Origin of the sequence: Bordetella genomosp. 9, assembly GCF_002119725.1 — a bacterium.
Taxonomy (GTDB): Bacteria; Pseudomonadota; Gammaproteobacteria; order Burkholderiales; family Burkholderiaceae_B; genus Bordetella_C.
The window spans coordinates 2,332,728-2,348,846 of record NZ_CP021109.1 but is presented as its reverse complement, the minus strand read 5'-3'; the positions used below and the strand labels follow the sequence as shown (position 1 = coordinate 2,348,846).

Here is a 16,119-nt window from a genome sequence, read left to right as displayed (position 1 = left end):
AGAATATAGTACACCTAGCACACCGAACAGAACGCGTCTGCGACGCCTCACAAGGCCGCTGCGCAACGCGTGACGTCTATGGAGGTCGCTCCGTGCAACCTCACGACTCCGATGCCGATATCGAAGCAGCCCGTCGGGTGCGAGGGCGCGCCGTTGACCTGTCCCTATGGGCCACACCCGACGAGGCAGGCTTGCCTGAGGCCCTTCGAACGCTCTATCTAGCCAGAAAACGGGCCGTATTGCTCTACCTGTCTGGCGCTCCATCAGTCGCCATCAAGCAAAGCACTTCGCTTGGCGCAAAACAGGTCTATCGCCTCATCCGTGAGCGCTGTTTGGCAACGCACCCGGATGGCCAGCCCTATGGGTGGAGAGGGCTCATTCCTTATCTTCGGCTCAGGCCCTACGAGCGCCGGAAGGCGGTCCACGTAGGCGCATCTGGCGCCGGCGCCGCGGGCGCGCTGCAAGCCGTACTGGATCTGCATCCTGACCTGCGCGAGGCCTTTGACACCCGCATCCGGCGGTCTTGGAGCTCGGGCACGAGACTGCATGAAATCAACCAGTCGAGAAAGCGACACGCCGCGTGGTTTCTGGATCAGCTTCGCGGCTTGGGATATGAAGCGCGCGGCGAATGGCCCTTTAACACGGTGAGCAGAGGCTACTACTCGATACGCCGATACATCGATAGGGTACTGAACGAGGATCCCCGGGCCCTAGCCGGCGTGACGGGTGGCCCCGATCTCGTCACAAAACTCAAGACAGGCGATGGAGCGGACCGCCCGGTGCTGAAATTCATGCAACGCGTGGAGATGGACGCGCACAAGCTTGATGGCCGGTTCTGCGTGTCGATTGCGGACGAGGCTGGCGGCTACAAGGAAAAGATCGTTCATCGCCTATGGGTCATCGTCCTGCTGGAAGTCGTCTCGCGTGCCGTTATCGGGTACTACTTCAGCCTGCGACGAGAAGTCTCGGTGGACGACGTGCTTCGCGCAATTAAGCGCGCGCTGGGCAGGTGGCCACCCAGACCCGTGAGCTATTGCAAAACTGCCTATCTCCCCGGGGCCGGGCTTCTCTCCTCGGCTGGCGAGGAGTTCGTCGGACTGTGCTGGGACGAAACCAGCGTAGATGGCGCCCTGGCCGAGACGTGCGCGACGGTTCGCACCCTATTGCGCGATGCGGTCGGATCCGCCTTGCTCGAGCCGAAGACGGCGTTTTCAAAGCGGCGCAGCAAAGATGACCGTCCATTCATCGAGGCGTTTTTTCGTCGTTCGGCCGGCGGTGGCCTTCAACGCCTGTCCAACACCACCGGAGCCAATACAACTCAGCGCAAAGGGCGGCAGCCTGAGGAAATCGCGGTAACGAGCCGGTTCCAGTATGAGTATGCCGAGGAGCTGTTGGATGTCGTAATCGCAAACTACAACTGCACTGGCCATAAGGGAATTGGCTATCGCACGCCGCTTGCCTATGCAAAATTTCTCTATGAGAAGTCCAACCAGCGCTTCCGGCGCGTCGACGCCGACGCGGTCGAATCCTACTTCAGCGTGCGCAGGCGATGTGCTGTCCGCGGTGGGGCGAGGACCGGACGCATGCCCTTTGTCGAGTTCTATTACGCGCGCTACACCAACGAGACACTTCAAAACCGGCAGGACCTGGTCGGCTCTGACATCTGGGTAATTTGCCACAAAGAAGACGATTGCCGTGTGGTTCGTGCCGCAACGCTCGATGGCCTCTCACTGGGTGTTTTAAGGGCGGCCCCGCCTTGGAACGCCTCGCCCCATAGTCTGTCGGTGCGCACGGCCATCTGCAAAGCCAACGCCCGCGGCCAATTCGATATTCCCGCGGGCAGTGACGCCATCGCCGCATTCATGCAGTACGTTGAGCGACAGCCCAACAAGCGACTGCCCGTGCACCCCGCCTATTTGGAAGCTAGACGGATATTGGCGTGCGCCGAAAATCCCTTTATCGGCGACGCCATGCTAGAGAAAGCGATGGCCAGCCGGACCAACGGCGGCCTCAAACACGAAACCCACCGCAAGCCTGCGCGTGCTTCGGGCGGGGAGGGCGCAGCGGCCGCTCGGATGGGCACGATGACCAGCCCACTGCCTGCGCGCCGTATGGCCAAGTCAAAATAGCCATGAAATCCGCGCTTCCGGACCGCATTGACACGCGGCACTGCATGCTCACCAAACAATATGCGGTGTACACCCCGCCCATGGACGCGATGATTGCTCAGGTGGGCGATTGGATCGACCAGCAAAAGCCTGGTGGCTACATATACGGCGCGTCGCGCCTGGGTAAGTCGCGATGCATACAGTGGTATCTGCGTGAAGCGCTCGAGGATCGCTTTGACGCCGTGCTGCCCTTGGTGGTGTGGAACCGTAGGCCGGAAGCCCATCGCAGCGAAACCGGATTCTGGCATCAGCTGCTGCTGGCGTCGCATTTCGAGTTTGTCGTTCCACACAAGCCACCCAAGCGTGCCGAAGCAGTGCATCTGTGTACACAGCGCTTCATCTCGATTGCCCGCAATGCCATGTGCAATTATGTCGTGCTGCTCATCGATGAAGCGCAGGACGTGACGTTTGTCGAATGGAAGTGGTTGCTAGGGCTGCAGAATGCGCTGGACTACGAAGGGTACCTGCTGAGTATTTTTTCGGTGGGGTCGCACCAGTTGAACTACCGCCATGAATACCTCGCCAGCAGCGGAAATGCGCATGTCGCAGCACGCTTTATGGCCGCGCATGCGCAATTCCACGGGTTGCGGTCCGCGGCAGAACTTGCGTATGTTTTGACCGGCTACGACACCGATTCAGAATGGCCGCCAGAAAGTGGCATGTCGTACCTTGCGTACTTTGCACCGCGCGATTTCGCCGCGGGGCGTCGATTGGCCGACAGCGCCAATATCCTGTGGCAAGCCTTGGAGGCACTGGCTCCACCGGGCTTGCCTCGTCGGAACGCCGAGTTCCCGATGCAGCATATCGCCCGGGCGACAGAGGCCATTCTGTTTCGCTTGGCCAATGGTGAAGATTGGGATAGCGCGACGGCCTATGAGACTTGGCTCGGCGAGCTTGCAAAAACCAACTTCTCCGACCATATGCGCATCATCTCGACAGGGGCATAGGATGCAGTCCTATCCATCGGTCAATTGGTGGCCAGGTCTGCTTCGGCCGCACGAGTCGCGCCTCTCCCTGGTCGCTAAGTTTTGTGCGCTTAATGGCATCACGGTCGCCCAATGCAAGGACTATTTCTCAATCGATTTTGGCAGCCCCGTGTTGCTTGCTGCAAGCCAGGTAAAGCGGATCGCATGCTTGCTGAACGAGGATCTTGACGTCGTCAAAACGGTATTTCGCTCGCCCTTGGAACGGCCGTCGCTAGGGGAATATCGGTTGCCGCCCATCAACGAGAGGTGCCGCTCGTTCAGGTACTGCGAAGGCTGCGCGCGGTTCGGCTACCATAGCTACTTACATGAACTCCCGTGGTTGTTCAGATGCCCGTTCCATCTGACCGAGCTGAGCACCGCTGAAGGCAGTTGGCGGCTCAATCTGAGCATCATGGGCTCGCGCGTGACAGCTCTTTCGAGAGCGATGCAGGCGAGGTGTGCGGCGTGGCCTCGAACCAGTAGCGAATTGCTTGAGGGCGCGTGCCGCGTGGCCGCCCTTGAGCAATGGGTGCGCAGGGTCGGTCGCACCGTCGCCAGGACGCAAGGGAATTGCTTGTGGAAATCGGATCCAGATCCTTATGGCGGCGGCGATCTGCTTGCACAAACGCTCGGGCAACTGCATGCACTTTGTCCTATCCCGGATACCGTGGCACCCTTGGTGACGCCACCGGTCGCGCCATGGGGTAAGTCCTCGGCTGAGTCATTAACCGCACCGCTAACCCCGCCGTGCGGCCCGGCTTGGCGACTCGAGGTTCAGCACTTTTCTCCCGCGGTGCGAGATGCGCTGATCAAAGCCATGCCGGGCCTTGGGGTGGAGCCCCTCTTTTACGTTTACAACCGGCTCGGCGCGGTCTGCGCGCCCCGTGCGCCGTTTGTAACTCGCCTGAAGGTGGTTCAGCGGCGGTTACGCCAGCGCCACCGAGTTTGTAAGTGCCAGTGGACGCTGGTGCGTAACGGTTGGGAATATCAGTGGGCCCGAACCGACCCTCGAATCCCGTACGCGGGCGCGCTTTGTCCATTCAATGTTGCGCTACAAGAGCTCGCGTGTGGCTGGGGACGGTTTGATCTCGCGTTGTCCCCTCGGCTTGCCGAGAAAGAGCGTTTTCGCTTCCTGGGCCTGGGCGAGATGCTCGCAGCGCGCGGCCTGTGCCGCCGCCGGTCTCTCACATGGACATCTGACTACCGCTACGCAAGCTACCCATGGGAATGGGTGCAAGACTCGCTTTTGACCGAACTTTTCGATAGAGCCGCCAGGTGGGAAATCGAGTCGGCCTCGCGTGCGGTGCAGGCGTGGCTTGACGGCATCGAAGCGGGACGCGTACCCAGCGAACGTAACGATCCGCGGTATTGTGTCAGCCTGCATGCCGTCGGCGCAGGCTTATCGCTCTTACATTGGACCACGGCAAAAAAAGTCACCGTTGATCGGCAAAACTGGTCAGGCAAGCGAGCTAGGCCGATGGTATAGAAGGCGATGTTCTGGGCCAGGTCGGCGATATGGACATGTACGTGTAGGCGCTTCATAGGGAGCGCCAGTCATCAACAGGTTTGGCAGGCGTCGCCGTGCTGATCTCGCAGACGCCCCCTGGACAACAATGCTCGGTCAGATAGCTGAGCAAGCCATTCATTCGGTCGTAGTTGACGCGATAGATCAGGTAGCGACCCCTGTTGCTCGCTGTGGATCCAGCCCGCACGCGATAGCTTGTTGAGGTGTAAGGAGAGGGCATGCGAGCCACGCCCAACTGCTCGGCCAGGACGCTCGGCGCCATGCCCGCAGGGCCCGCCAGCACGAGCGCACGAAATGCCCTGAGTCGTTGTGGGTGGGCTAATGCCGCCGGCGCGATCACGCGCGCCCGCAATTCACCCATGCATGAATTCATGTTTTATTGAACCTCGACACCAAGGTAAGGATGGCGGTAAGTAGACGCTATCGCTCAGACCAAGAACTGGACACGCCGAAACCTATCGTTTCAACTTAAAGAAGTATGGCGTTTCACTTCGCGCTTGGTGGCGAGCCCGAGCACAGCGATAATTGGTGGTGTCTTGAAGCAAAGACACAAGATGTTGTGGTTGAGTAAAGCTGTTGGGCAAGAAAATGCCCCGAAGCGACGCGCCAACGTCGCCCGGGGCGGAGTATGGACTAGACCCATCAACGTTGGGGTAGCCTCATTGCAGATCGGATTCTGCCTGAGCGTTGATGGCACCGCAATCGCTTTTACACATCAACGTAAGGGTAGAACCCGCCATGGTTAAACGCTTTGAAAACAGTGACTTAGTCGCAAAAATGCCCGCCAAACCCGCCACTCTGGCGGCCGCGAAGGCGGGCGTGCAACAACAGGTCTTCGATTTCGCGGTCGAGCGAGAGGCGGAGATCGACGGTATCGGCATGGGCGTGCTGACAGACGGCACGCCGTTTCTCACGGGCCGTGGCCTCGCGCAATTGTGCGGGGTCACCCACGGCGTGATTCAGGACATCAGTACAGAGTGGTCCCTGGAGGTTGCGCCGCCTCGCGTCACCAAGCTGCGGGAAATCCTCGCTTCCCACGACTTGTATCTGGAGCGGCCCTATCTCCCCATCCGGAAGGCGGGGCACGGCGAATTCCATGCATACCCGGACGCGCTCTGTGTCGCCGTGCTGGAGTACTACGCGTTCGATGCCGGCGCGCGGGTCAAGGAGGTCGCTCAGCGCAATTTCCGGCGCCTGGCCGGACAGGCTCTGCGCGACTACATCTATAAAAGCGTGGGCTACACGCCCGTCCCGCTCGATCAGCGCTGGAAGGAGTATCACGACCGGGTCTCGCGGCTGACCGATGTCGTGCCCAAGGGCTATTTCAGCGTTTTTCACGCCATTGCGGACATCATGGTGACGCTCGGCCAGTCGGGCATCTATACGGGCGCGAAGTTCGTCCCGGATATCAGCGTGGGCCGGTTCTGGTCCGACCACTGGGTGGCGATGGGGGGTGATCTACGCTTCGGGCCACGTCTGTCATATCGGCACGATTACCCAGACTATTTCCCGCAGGCCGCCTCCAATCCGCAACAGCCTTGGGCCTACCCCAACGAGGCGTATGCGGAATTCAAGCGCTGGATCGAGGCCAAGTACATCGGGGAGGGCGCGTTTACGCGGTATCTCGCGCGCAGCGCTAGGGCCGCCCAACTGCCCAATGCGGTCGTGCAAAGCGCTTTGAAGGCCATCGGCGCCCCGTCGCCCACGCAGCGTCGCCAGATCGACAGCTAGCACAGGGCAGGGGCGTTGCCTTCATGCCAAGTCGAGGGGCCCTGCCTATTCTGAGCGGGGTCCCGGTTCGAGCAAGCGCGCCGCCCGCAAGGTCGCGGCGGCGCCCACGCGGTGATACCCCACGACACTGTTGACGCTGGCGTGGCCGCTCATGGCCATGGTCTCGGCCAGTGGCACTGCCTGGCGCCCGGCCTCCGTGATGAATCCGGAGCGCAAGCTGTGCGCGGCATAGCGTTCTTCAAGACCAGCCTGGACAGCACGGGCCGCCACCATGCGCCGGATGGCCTCTCCCGACAGGGCAGCGGTCTGCACCGCACCGCCCCGTCGGATCCGCCTGAAAATTGGCCCCTCGGCGATGTGCGCGGCCTCCAGCCAGGCCGCCAGGGCATCGGCTGCGGGCCCGAGTACCGGCTTGGCCATATCGGGCCGGTCATTGCCGTCTTGTTGCGTCTTGGAGTGTGCTAGGGTGTAGATAAACCCCTCGGGAATCCGACGCAGGTTTTCCATGCGCGCGGTGGCTACCTCCGAGCGGCGCCGCCCGCCGCTGGCCCAAGCGAAGAGCAGCAGGGCCCGATCGCGCAGGCCAATCAGCGAATCTTCGCAAGTCGCGAGCAGCAGTTCTAGGGGTTCGCGGGTAAGCGCCGGCTTTTTCGCGGGCTGCACCCCACGCCGCGCATAGGCGATGCGGGTCTTGGATAGCAGGGTCTGTACGGCGCGGCTGCGGCAAGGGTTTGGCAAGCCCTTGGTTTCATGGGCCTCGGATAGCACGGCCAAGCGGTGACGCACCGTAGCGAGCGACAGGGGGCCGCGGCGCGCCTTCACGCGCGCGGCCACCAGCGCCGCATCCACTTCTGGCGGCAGGTCGTGGGTCAAGCCATCCGGCGTCGCGTGTTCGAGGTGGTCGACGATGAACTGCACCACCGCGCGCACCGGCAGCGGCAGGGTAAATGGCAGACCGAGCCGCGCCGTACACCACGCGGCCCAGTACCGCACGGCGGCGCGATAGGCGGCCACCGTGTTGGGTGAGCTGCCTTCGCGCAACAGCGCACGCACTGCGTCGGCGCTGGCACCTAGGCTCGCCAGATCCAGCTCGGCCAAGGTGCCGTTCGGCTCCGACGCACGCGTCACGAGACCTTCCGGCGGGTGCGGACGCTCATTATTTTCCATACATATGTCGTAGCATATAAGTCAATTTTGACGCTTATGCGCGGATAAGTTTCTGTTATCGAACCCTAACATGCGCCGTATCGATAGCGAGAGAGGGAAGACCATGGCCATCACTGAAAAGGATGTTCACCGCGCCGCCGACGCCTTATTGCTCGAGGGTAGAACGTCCCACCATCGAGCGGGTGCGGTTAAAGCTGGGCCGCGGCTCGCCAAATACGATCACGGGGTTTTTGAACACTTGGTTTGCGCAGCTTGGCCCCCGATTGGCCGGACGAGGCGCGACGGACGTGCCCGAACCGGTGATCGCGGCCGCGCGCGAGCTGTGGCGATGCGCCCAGGACGCGGCACGCGCCCAGGCACAAACGGACCACGCCGAGCATGAAGCCGAACTCGTCCGGGAACGAGAAGCGCTGGCCGCCCGCGCCCGGGAACTGGAAGCGAGCGCAGCGAGGCTCGCCGCGCGGGAAGCGGACCTGGAAGTGGCGGTGACAGCCCTGCGCGAGCAATTGACCGCCACAGGCGAACAGATGCGGTTGCTGGCCGAGCAGCGCGATGCCGCTGAAGCGCAGTGCGCGCAGGCGCAGGCTGCGGTACAGGAGGCCAAAGAGCAAGTGCGTGGCATGCACGAGGCGCGCGTGCAGGAACAGGCGGCGCACGCCGCGCAACTTGCCCGAACGCTCGATCGCCATGCCGCGCAAGAGCGGCGTTAGCTCACCGAACTCGACGCCGAGCGGCAACAGCTCAAAGCGCTTCAAACCGAGCTCGCCCGCCTGCGTCGAGCCGCCGAAGAGGACCGCGCGCACTTTCAAACCGAGCACGCGAGGCTCGCTGAACAGTTGCGCCTAGCCGAACGAAGCGAACTGGCCATGCGGGCCGAATTGGTCAGCGCCGGCGTTCGGGTGCAGGCCATGGAAGAAAAAGCTCAGGCAACGACGGCCGCCGCCGCATCCCTGCAAACCCAACATGCGAAGGAAATCGCCGAACTCACGGCGCGGCTGACTGCCAAGGAGAAGCAACTTGACGCAATACTGAGCACCATGGGCAAGCGCAGCGGCGGGCGCCGTTCAGGCCCGCCGGCCGCTGCGCAATAAGCGAAGGCGGCACCCTCAGCCCCTGAGGCAGTTGACAAGCTTAGTTTCTTCTACTTACGATCACGGCCAGTTAGAGCCGGGTGCAGGGCACGTCGGCGCCCGTCATCGCCCCCCTTGGCTGCTCTCCGGTACGCAAGCCGCTTCGATGCGCACCAGAGAACGACGCCACCTTCGGCAGCTTTCTCACCCCAGCCGCATGTGGGGCACTCGGTGATGGCGCTAAAGAGAAGCTATAAGAGCTGGGGTCAGAGATGTATGTCGGCGTGGTGCCACCCGTTTTCCCCGAGGCCGTCGTTGCACCGCCCGATATGGGAAGCTACGCGGCGCACCGCGTCAGTTGGGGCAGGGGACGCATGGAGGAGGGGGCGTGACGAAGAAGTCTAAGAAAAAGCGCCCGCCTCCTTCGCTCATCGCGAAGTCGAATGTCGTTGCCGTCGAATCCGCTGGCGTGCCGCAACGCTGGCGCTTGGCGCACATCCAGTCTCTTGCTCGAGCGCACATAGAGAACAAAGCATGGACCGATGCTCTTGCGCTTGCCCAGATCCCCTTGACAGCGATTCATGAGGACGATCGCCAATCGGCGCAGGTGTGGTTGTTACGCCTCCAAATCCTTGCTCTCTATCCGCCCGGGGTGCAATCGCGTTACGACTTGGCAAAAGAGGCCCGCGAGGAGCTAGAGACGGCACTGAAGCAACTCGCCGTACGGGTTGAGTCATTGCATACGTTGCCCGAATTCGACATCTACATAGACAGCCTGAACTGGTCTATTGAGGACTGCGCGCAAGCGCTGCATCGACTCTCACGAGCCTGCAGTGAAGCGACGAACATCGAGTGGCTCCGAAAACTTCGCGCGCGGGCGCTGCGGTTGCTGCGCGCTCAGGAAAATCCCGGGGAAGAGCTAACCGTTGCCGAGCAGCAAGCGCTGTCCGCCCTCGCGAACTTGCCTCTCGTCCTAAGTAACGCCTATACCGCCGCGAAACAGAGCGGCGCTCTCGATGCCGCTGGACACGCGCTCGTTGACGTATTGCGGCATGAACTCAACCTCATACAGGCAGGTCCCGGAAACCACGTTTCGGCCGCAGAGCCGCTTCTTCGACTCCAGAGTCCCAGTGAAAGCGAACTGGTCGCCCTGCCTGTAGATGAGTCGGAAGGGGCCGTTCAACAACGTTTGACACCGCGAGGCTGGGCTTTCATATGGATGCTCGAGTACACCGCGGGCGAAGACTACGCCGACCTGCTGGAGCAGTTCCCGGAGCCCTTTGCTGACAACGCCTGCGAAGGGCTTCGTCGTGTAGTTTGTGCCCTGTCGGCTGCAGCCGAGAACATAGAGGCACATTTGTCGCTCGCTGTGCAGTGCTTGATGCGTTTCGCCGATGAGGGCACGCACTGGTTTGGCACCTACCTTAAGATTCTGGGGCAAGGGCCGTGCCAAATCTACGTTGGGCAGCCTGGGCTGCGCATGGCATCGGTCGATGACCTGCTCTGGCGCCTGTACGAGCAGGCGCCCGTAGGATTTTCCCGCCGGGCAGAGCTGCAGAGCCTCTACCGTATCTTCGCCGCGAGCATCCAGTTTTCTCCCTTGGAGGACGAGGCCCACGGCGATCAAGACATGCCGGGCTTGGCCTGGTTATGCGAGCAAAGCATTTCGTTCCAGTTTGCGGCGGCGAACGTAGTGCAGGGAGTGGCAGGCCGCATGCGGCTGCTGCTCGATGCGATGCGTAGAACCATACTCGCAGGCGTGCCGCCGCAGCAGAATTACTACGCGGGCGACTTCGACGGCGAGGAACTCGACGAGCCGCAGGCCCGCCTGGTGCTGGATGCCTTGGGACGGCTGGCCGCGGTGCGGGGTCAGATGGACAAGGCCACCCGAAGTATCTGGCTGCAGGTCGCGGGAGACATATTTAATGCGTTATCCAAAGTTAGCGACGAAGTACGAACTCAGCTACTGCCCTTGGCCCGCGCATTCAGCGACGATCTTCTTGAGGTCGGCCATGCCTTTCGCTTGGCCTATCTCGAACAGGTAGTCGGCGACCCTCAGAGCGCATTGAGTTATTACCTCATCGACATTGAGACCGCCGAGCCTCTGTCTGAAGTCGGCATGAACAATGCCAAGCTGCTATGGGCCCGGTCCAGTGACCTCGAACAAATCCAGAGTTTCCTCGACAAGCTTCAGGAACAGGTAACGAGGTCGAGCCGTGCCGACGTGGTCAAGCAGTTACTGGCGGACGCGAAGGCGCGGCTGGCCACGCTGAACAAGCGCGACCAGTTCGAACGGACCGCAGTGAGTCGATGGCCATCGCTGACCGCGCCGGCACGCAAGCTCCTGACCGTGTTCGCGAGCATCAAAACTTACAAGGGCTTGGCGGAGGTAGCCGAGTACGCCGGCATGGAACTGACATGGGCCAAGCGCCATTATGACAAGCTGGTCGACTTGGGGATGCTGTTGGTTACGGACACGACCTTCCGTGTCAACCCGCACATTGCTCCGCTACTCGAACGCGAGGCGCAGCATGCGGTCATCGGGAGGATTGTCCGTGCTCAAGGCACCAGTGCTGTCAAGCAAGTGTTCAATAGCCAGCGAGAGTTCAGCATCTACCAAGTGCTCGTGCAGCTATGTCCAAACCATCTTGTGTTTCCGAACTGCTCACTGCAAAGCATCATGAGCTACGAACGTATGAAGGAGCTCGTGAGCGAAGATGATTTTGGCTACTACCTACGAGCGAGCGTAGACATCGTCGTTGTGTCTTCGACGATGTACCTGCCTATGTTGGCGATCGAAGTCGACTCGGTCTGGCACGACACGGAGCGCCAACAACGCAATGATGACAAGAAGGACCGGCTGTTCGCAGCCGCCGGCATCCCATTTATCCGACTTAGGCCGGTCGGCAGCCCCTCCGAGAACACGATCCGCGCCCAGGTTGCCCAGCACGTTGACGAGTTGGTGCGCAGCTTGCGCGCCGACCTACCTGGGTACGAGCAAGCGCGGGGGTTACTAGAAGACCTGTCTTGCGTTCGAACTTGAATTGGCCTGTACAACAAAGGAGAAGCCGCGGTTATGGGGGTAGGAGACTGGTTCCAAACGTTCTGCGGAAACCTCCGCATTAGTCCCGATAAGCGAAGTTCCATTGGGTATAGAACCGGGCGCATCGTCGGTCAGCTGAACGCAGATCTGCGCGGACTGGCTTCAAAGACGAGCTACCGATTTTACGTGGGCTCGTATGGGCGCTCGACCGCCATCCCGAGTGTGAGCGACGTCGACCTGTTGTACGAATTGCCCAGTGACCTGTACGCCCGCTTCAACGTGCACGTTGGCAATGGGCAGTCGGCCCTACTGGCCCACGTACGCGCGTCCATCATGAAGACCTACTCCATCACCGAAATCGGCGGCGATGGACAGGTCGTTGTGCTTCGTTTTGATGATGGAGTGAAGTTTGAGGTACTACCCGCATTCCCGAATATGGACGGCGGCTACACGTTCGCGGACACTAACAATGGCGGGTCGTGGCGTACCTGCAAACCGAAGCAAGAAATTAGTGCCTTCAGCATGCGGAACACTCTGTGTAACGGCAACCTGGTTCAGCTCTCACGCATGGCGCGCGCATGGCGCGACCAAAACAACGTCTCCATGAGCGGCATGCTCATCGATACTTTGGCCTATCAGTTCATCGACGGCTGGGCACACAAGGACAAGTCCTACGTGTACTACGACTGGATGACAAGGGACTTCTTCGGCTTCCTTGCCGGCCAAGATGCCCAGAAGACGTATTGGACGGCGCCGGGCAGCGGCTCTTGGGTCTACGGCGGTGGGTTCCAATACAAGGCGCGTCAGGCCGAGCTGCGCACGAAGGAGGCCATTGACTATGAACGGCAGAACTACGCCTATACCGCAAAGCAAATCTACAGAGGAATCTATGGCAGCGCTTTCCCCAGCTAGCGCGACAAACGCCCTGGAAGGGCAGTTGCGCGAGATGTACGGCCGGGCCGCCTACACACACAAGACCCACCAGAAGATGGCAGACCAGTACGTCACGCGCTACAAACGCGTCAAAATCGCGGAAATCGTTTTGTCCGCAGCAACCGCGGGTAGCTTGTTATCGTCAATTTTTGGCGACACGATAATCGGCACCGTGATAGGGGCCATTTTGTCGGCCATCCTGCTGGGGTTCACGCTGTACTTCAAGGAGGCGTCGCTGGGCAAGCAAGCCCAGCGGCATACCGAAGTAGGCGCCAAGCTTTGGGGAGCACGCGAAGCCCTTCTGAGCCTTCTGGTAGACCTGCAAGACGGTCGGCCCGTGGATGATATTCGCAAGGAGAGAGACCGGCTGAACGGCGTACTGGAAGAGATCTACAAAGCTGCGCCGCGAACGAATAGCAAGGCATACGCCGCAGCGCAAAGGGCGCTTAAGCAGGCGGAAGAGCTGTTCTTTACCGATGAGGAGCTGAACAAGATGTTGCCCAAACAACTCCGCAGCACGTCACTCGGCAAGCCCTGAACAGCGATGGCTGACGTATCGAGGCACCGTTAGGCAAGCAGCCCCCCATAGACAATGGCCCGGCAGGCATTTCCAGCCCGCCCCCCGCAGGTCGCCTTGGATCTCAACGGGGGAGGCAGTCACACGGGAAGTCGGTCGCTCTATTAAATAATGTGTGTAGTCCGGGCAAGCGGCTGATAAGGGGACAGGAACAAAATTACGCACAAAGCGGGAACAAAATTATGCAAACGGACGACAAGCTAACCGGCAATCAAACAATCAAATTGACTTTACATAATATACATTATGCGGATTGCTCGGGTGCGTCACGCTCTGGATTCTTCAGCCGTTGCCTGGCGTCCTGCCTGTAGAACTTCCGGGTTTCTCGCCTTGCGGCTGCGTGCAGCCGAACCGGCCTGCTGAGCCAGTTTCAGTTCGTGCACATACCACTGCAGGAAGCATGCGAGCTCGGAATGGCGCTGACGTTCGGTGGGAAGACCGAACCGCAGAACGCACAGAAGAAACGCCGCGATGATGAAGCAGCACACGATGAATACCGGCAGACCGGCTTCGAACCAGGAGTCACGCATACTCGCCGACGTGACGGTTCCGCACGCGGCAGACAGCAGGACGACCGCTCCTGGACCGATATCAACCGGCCTGCTTTCAACGAAACGCAGGTCTGGATTCAATGTCGCCAGGGCCTTGGCCACGTCGCTGCGCCCGGTGTTCTTGCGCAACAGCGCAGCGCGGAACATACGGTACCGAAGAATCCGGTAATGAAGGCCGAAATGCCGGTCGTATGGCTTGAAACCTTGCAGCAGCGGATGCGAGGCCACCATCCGCGTCTGGTACAAGACGGATGCAGCAACAGTGCAGATCGCGCAGCCGCAGAAATACCCCAGCCCCCAACGAGTCGCCCAATCTGCGACGACGCTCATTGCGGCCAGTGCCAGCGCGGCGATCAGCAGCGCCAGACACAGCGTTCTCGCGCCCCGCGAACCGGCTTTCCAGCATTCTCTTATGGCGCGCCACCGGGAAGCGCGGCGGTAGACAGTCAGCATCTCGACCACCGGGTCCAGCGCTTGGTGCATCGAAACGTCAGTAAGGGTTTTCATGCTCTCAACGATTTGCCATCAGCGGCGCCTCCGGACCGCTGCCCGGACAACGCTGCCGACTTTGCATCGGACCGGGCGACGGTTGGCGGCGGTATCCCGAACGCCGGGCCCGCATATGGCTTTTGTAAGTGGAAATATCATTATGCTGCCATAAGCGCGGTGCGCTGTACCGGCTGGGACGGGCTCGACGTCCCTTCAAAAGGCGTGCTTGGGTGCTCGGACGCGTGACGCGCCCTCGCCGCGCCGAACGGCCATATGGGCGCGCCTCTTGCGCCACCGCGCCGCCTTGTTCAGCGCGGTGCGCCCATGCCGAGTTCCCTGAGCCTGAACCCCGTCGCCGAAGTCCGTCCGGAACAGCTCGCCGCGGGCAAGCGGGCGCTGGTGATGGATGCGGCCTGGGCCAGCGCCACGGGCGCACTATCCGGCGGCGTGGTTCTGCTGGCCTATGCGTTGCTGCTTGGCGCCGCGCCCATGCAGATCGGTTTGCTGGCTGCGATCCCGTTCATGGCGCAGGCGGCGCAACTGCCCGCCATCGTGGTGGTGGAACGGATCCGCGAGCGGAAGCGGTTCGGGGTCGCCAGTCTGACGGTGGCGCGCCTGATGATGCTCACCATGGCCGCCCTGCCCTACGTTGTCCCGCCGCAGCATCGGCTCTGGCTGCTCATTCTGGCCAACCTGGCGATATCGGTATTGGGCGCGATGGCATCGTGCGCAATCAATTCCTGGTTTCATCAGCTGCTTCCGGCGGAAGGACTGGGCGCGTTCTTCTCCAAGCGCCTGTTTGTCGCCAGCATTGTGGGCTGCATCTGCATATTGTCGGCGGGTGTGCTGGTGGACCACCCTCCGGGCGGCGATGCGCTGAATGCCTACGCGGTGATATTCAGCGCCGCGGCGCTGGCCGGGCTGGCAAGTTCGTATTGCCTGGCCAGCACGCCGGAGCCCGCCATGGCGCCGGCCAGGCGCCGGGCGTCGCTGCGCAGCCTGTTGCGGATGCCCCTTCAGGATCGCGGGTTCCGCGGTCTGCTGGTGCTGCTCGCGGCGTGGAATCTAGCGACCAATTTCGCCGCGCCTTTCCTGGCCGTCTACCTGCTGGAACAGCTGCATTACAGCCTGAGCACGGTCACCACGCTGTGGGTGACAAGCCAGCTCTCGAATGCGCTGACGCTTTATCTGTGGGGGCCCGTTTCGGACCGGCTTTCCAACAGGGCCGTGCTGGCCGTGGCCCTGCCCGCCTACTTTCTATGCACGATCGGGCTGGTGTTCACCGGGTTGGCCGATACGGCGGTGCAGCTGGTCCTGCTGTACCTCGTGCACGCCGTGATGGGCGCGGCGTCGGGCGGCATCGCGCTGGCGACGGGCAATCTGTCGCTGAAGCTCGCGCCGCGCGAACATGGCACGGCATATCTCGCCGCCACCGGCGTCGTGTCTTCCATTGCCGGCGGTCTCGCTCCCATCGCAGGGGGTGCGATGGCGCAATGGTTCGCGTCCGCACAGCTTGCCGTGGTGATCCGCTGGACGTCCGTGAGCGGAAGCAACGAGTTTTCCGTCGCGAGCTTCGCGCATTGGGAATTTCTTTTTGGCATATCTGCGGTGCTCGGGCTATACGCGATCCACGCGGTGTCCCGGGTGCGCGAAGGCGGCGACTATAGCGAGCGGGTGGTAATCCAGGAGCTCGCGCTGGAAGCATTGCGGACGGTCAACCAGCTATCTTCGATCGGCGGCGCGGTGGGCGGCATGTTCGCCTTCGATCGGCTCGCCAGGGCGCTGCTGCGCCGGCGGCCGCGCAAGACACGGCGCAACCGGATCCGGCAGCTGCTGCTGGCGCCCTACGTTTTTCGCCGCCGCCGCGCGCGGCGCGCCGCGTCGCACGCAAGGCCGTGAA

At 61.5% G+C, this 16,119-nt stretch carries 12 protein-coding genes and 1 pseudogene; 10 read left to right on the top strand and 3 right to left on the bottom strand.

The features are described from left to right. Positions 1 to 92: 92 nt before the first annotated feature. From CAL13_RS10875 to CAL13_RS21215, 3 genes are read left to right on the top strand one after another with little or no spacing between them, the layout of a single operon-like run. Complete coding sequence (locus CAL13_RS10875) at positions 93 to 2,129, top strand: hypothetical protein (protein WP_086072382.1); 2,037 nt, start codon at positions 93 to 95, stop codon at positions 2,127 to 2,129. Positions 2,130 to 2,131: 2 nt separating this feature from the next. Then, positions 2,132 to 3,115 (top strand): ATP-binding protein, encoded by a 984-nt coding sequence (locus tag CAL13_RS10870; protein ID WP_086072381.1) that lies wholly within the window; start codon positions 2,132 to 2,134, stop codon positions 3,113 to 3,115. A 1-nt stretch (position 3,116) separates the two neighbouring features. Further along, a complete protein-coding gene (locus CAL13_RS21215) occupies positions 3,117 to 4,619 on the top strand; it encodes a hypothetical protein (protein ID WP_157664850.1) in 1,503 nt (500 codons plus the stop codon). A gap of 52 nt (positions 4,620 to 4,671) precedes the next feature. On the opposite strand, the pseudogene CAL13_RS10865 reads toward CAL13_RS21215, so the two are convergent. Further along, a pseudogene (locus tag CAL13_RS10865) lies at positions 4,672 to 5,019 on the bottom strand (ArsR/SmtB family transcription factor). 377 nt (positions 5,020 to 5,396) lie between these two features. Here CAL13_RS10865 and CAL13_RS10860 point away from each other — a divergent pair. Next, positions 5,397 to 6,389, top strand: a complete 993-nt coding sequence (locus tag CAL13_RS10860) for a hypothetical protein (protein ID WP_157664849.1) — start codon at positions 5,397 to 5,399, stop codon at positions 6,387 to 6,389. 45 nt (positions 6,390 to 6,434) lie between these two features. Here the strand turns inward: CAL13_RS10860 and CAL13_RS10855 are convergent, their stop codons facing one another. Continuing rightward, positions 6,435 to 7,433 (bottom strand): site-specific integrase, encoded by a 999-nt coding sequence (locus CAL13_RS10855; RefSeq protein ID WP_086073601.1) that lies wholly within the window; start codon positions 7,431 to 7,433, stop codon positions 6,435 to 6,437. Positions 7,434 to 7,678: 245 nt separating this feature from the next. Here CAL13_RS10855 and CAL13_RS21700 point away from each other — a divergent pair, with 245 nt between their 5' ends. From CAL13_RS21700 to CAL13_RS10830, 5 genes are all read left to right on the top strand, one after another. After that, entirely contained in the window at positions 7,679 to 8,266 is a 588-nt protein-coding gene (locus tag CAL13_RS21700) for a DNA-binding protein (RefSeq protein ID WP_086072379.1), read from the top strand. Positions 8,267 to 8,455: 189 nt separating this feature from the next. Then, positions 8,456 to 8,647 carry a hypothetical protein gene (locus tag CAL13_RS10845; RefSeq protein ID WP_198297831.1) on the top strand — a complete coding sequence of 64 codons (192 nt, stop codon included), beginning with the start codon at positions 8,456 to 8,458 and terminating at the stop codon, positions 8,645 to 8,647. A gap of 367 nt (positions 8,648 to 9,014) precedes the next feature. Continuing rightward, positions 9,015 to 11,669, top strand: a complete 2,655-nt coding sequence (locus CAL13_RS10840) for a DUF2726 domain-containing protein (RefSeq protein ID WP_086072377.1) — start codon at positions 9,015 to 9,017, stop codon at positions 11,667 to 11,669. 33 nt (positions 11,670 to 11,702) lie between these two features. Beyond that, the gene (locus CAL13_RS10835) at positions 11,703 to 12,581 is read left to right on the top strand and encodes an SMODS domain-containing nucleotidyltransferase (RefSeq protein ID WP_086072376.1); all 879 of its coding nucleotides are present in this window, start codon (positions 11,703 to 11,705) and stop codon (positions 12,579 to 12,581) included. Next, on the top strand, positions 12,559 to 13,140 hold the full coding sequence (locus tag CAL13_RS10830) for an SLATT domain-containing protein (RefSeq protein WP_086072375.1): 582 nt from the start codon (positions 12,559 to 12,561) through the stop codon (positions 13,138 to 13,140). The genes CAL13_RS10835 and CAL13_RS10830 overlap by 23 nt, the downstream gene beginning before the upstream one ends. 305 nt (positions 13,141 to 13,445) lie before the next feature. On the opposite strand, the gene CAL13_RS10825 is transcribed toward CAL13_RS10830, so the two are convergent. Then, positions 13,446 to 14,237: a hypothetical protein gene (locus CAL13_RS10825; protein WP_157664848.1), complete on the bottom strand. Its 792-nt coding sequence runs from the start codon at positions 14,235 to 14,237 to the stop codon at positions 13,446 to 13,448. 306 nt (positions 14,238 to 14,543) lie between these two features. Between CAL13_RS10825 and CAL13_RS10820 the strand changes: the two genes are divergently transcribed. Continuing rightward, complete coding sequence (locus tag CAL13_RS10820; protein WP_157664847.1) at positions 14,544 to 16,118, top strand: MFS transporter; 1,575 nt, start codon at positions 14,544 to 14,546, stop codon at positions 16,116 to 16,118. Position 16,119: the final 1 nt, after the last annotated feature.

What these genes read in the sequence shown, in the direction of transcription:
- CAL13_RS10870 (WP_086072381.1), top strand. Translation starts at nt 2,132, where the DNA reads ATGAAATCCGCGCTTCCGGACCGCATTGACACGCGGCACTGCATGCTC.
- CAL13_RS21215 (WP_157664850.1), top strand. Translation starts at nt 3,117, where the DNA reads ATGCAGTCCTATCCATCGGTCAATTGGTGGCCAGGTCTGCTTCGGCCG.
- CAL13_RS10860 (WP_157664849.1), top strand. Translation starts at nt 5,397, where the DNA reads ATGGTTAAACGCTTTGAAAACAGTGACTTAGTCGCAAAAATGCCCGCC.
- CAL13_RS21700 (WP_086072379.1), top strand. Translation starts at nt 7,679, where the DNA reads ATGTTCACCGCGCCGCCGACGCCTTATTGCTCGAGGGTAGAACGTCCC.
- CAL13_RS10835 (WP_086072376.1), top strand. Translation starts at nt 11,703, where the DNA reads ATGGGGGTAGGAGACTGGTTCCAAACGTTCTGCGGAAACCTCCGCATT.
- CAL13_RS10830 (WP_086072375.1), top strand. Translation starts at nt 12,559, where the DNA reads ATGGCAGCGCTTTCCCCAGCTAGCGCGACAAACGCCCTGGAAGGGCAG.
- CAL13_RS10825 (WP_157664848.1), bottom strand. Translation starts at nt 14,237, where the DNA reads ATGAAAACCCTTACTGACGTTTCGATGCACCAAGCGCTGGACCCGGTG.
- CAL13_RS10820 (WP_157664847.1), top strand. Translation starts at nt 14,544, where the DNA reads ATGCCGAGTTCCCTGAGCCTGAACCCCGTCGCCGAAGTCCGTCCGGAA.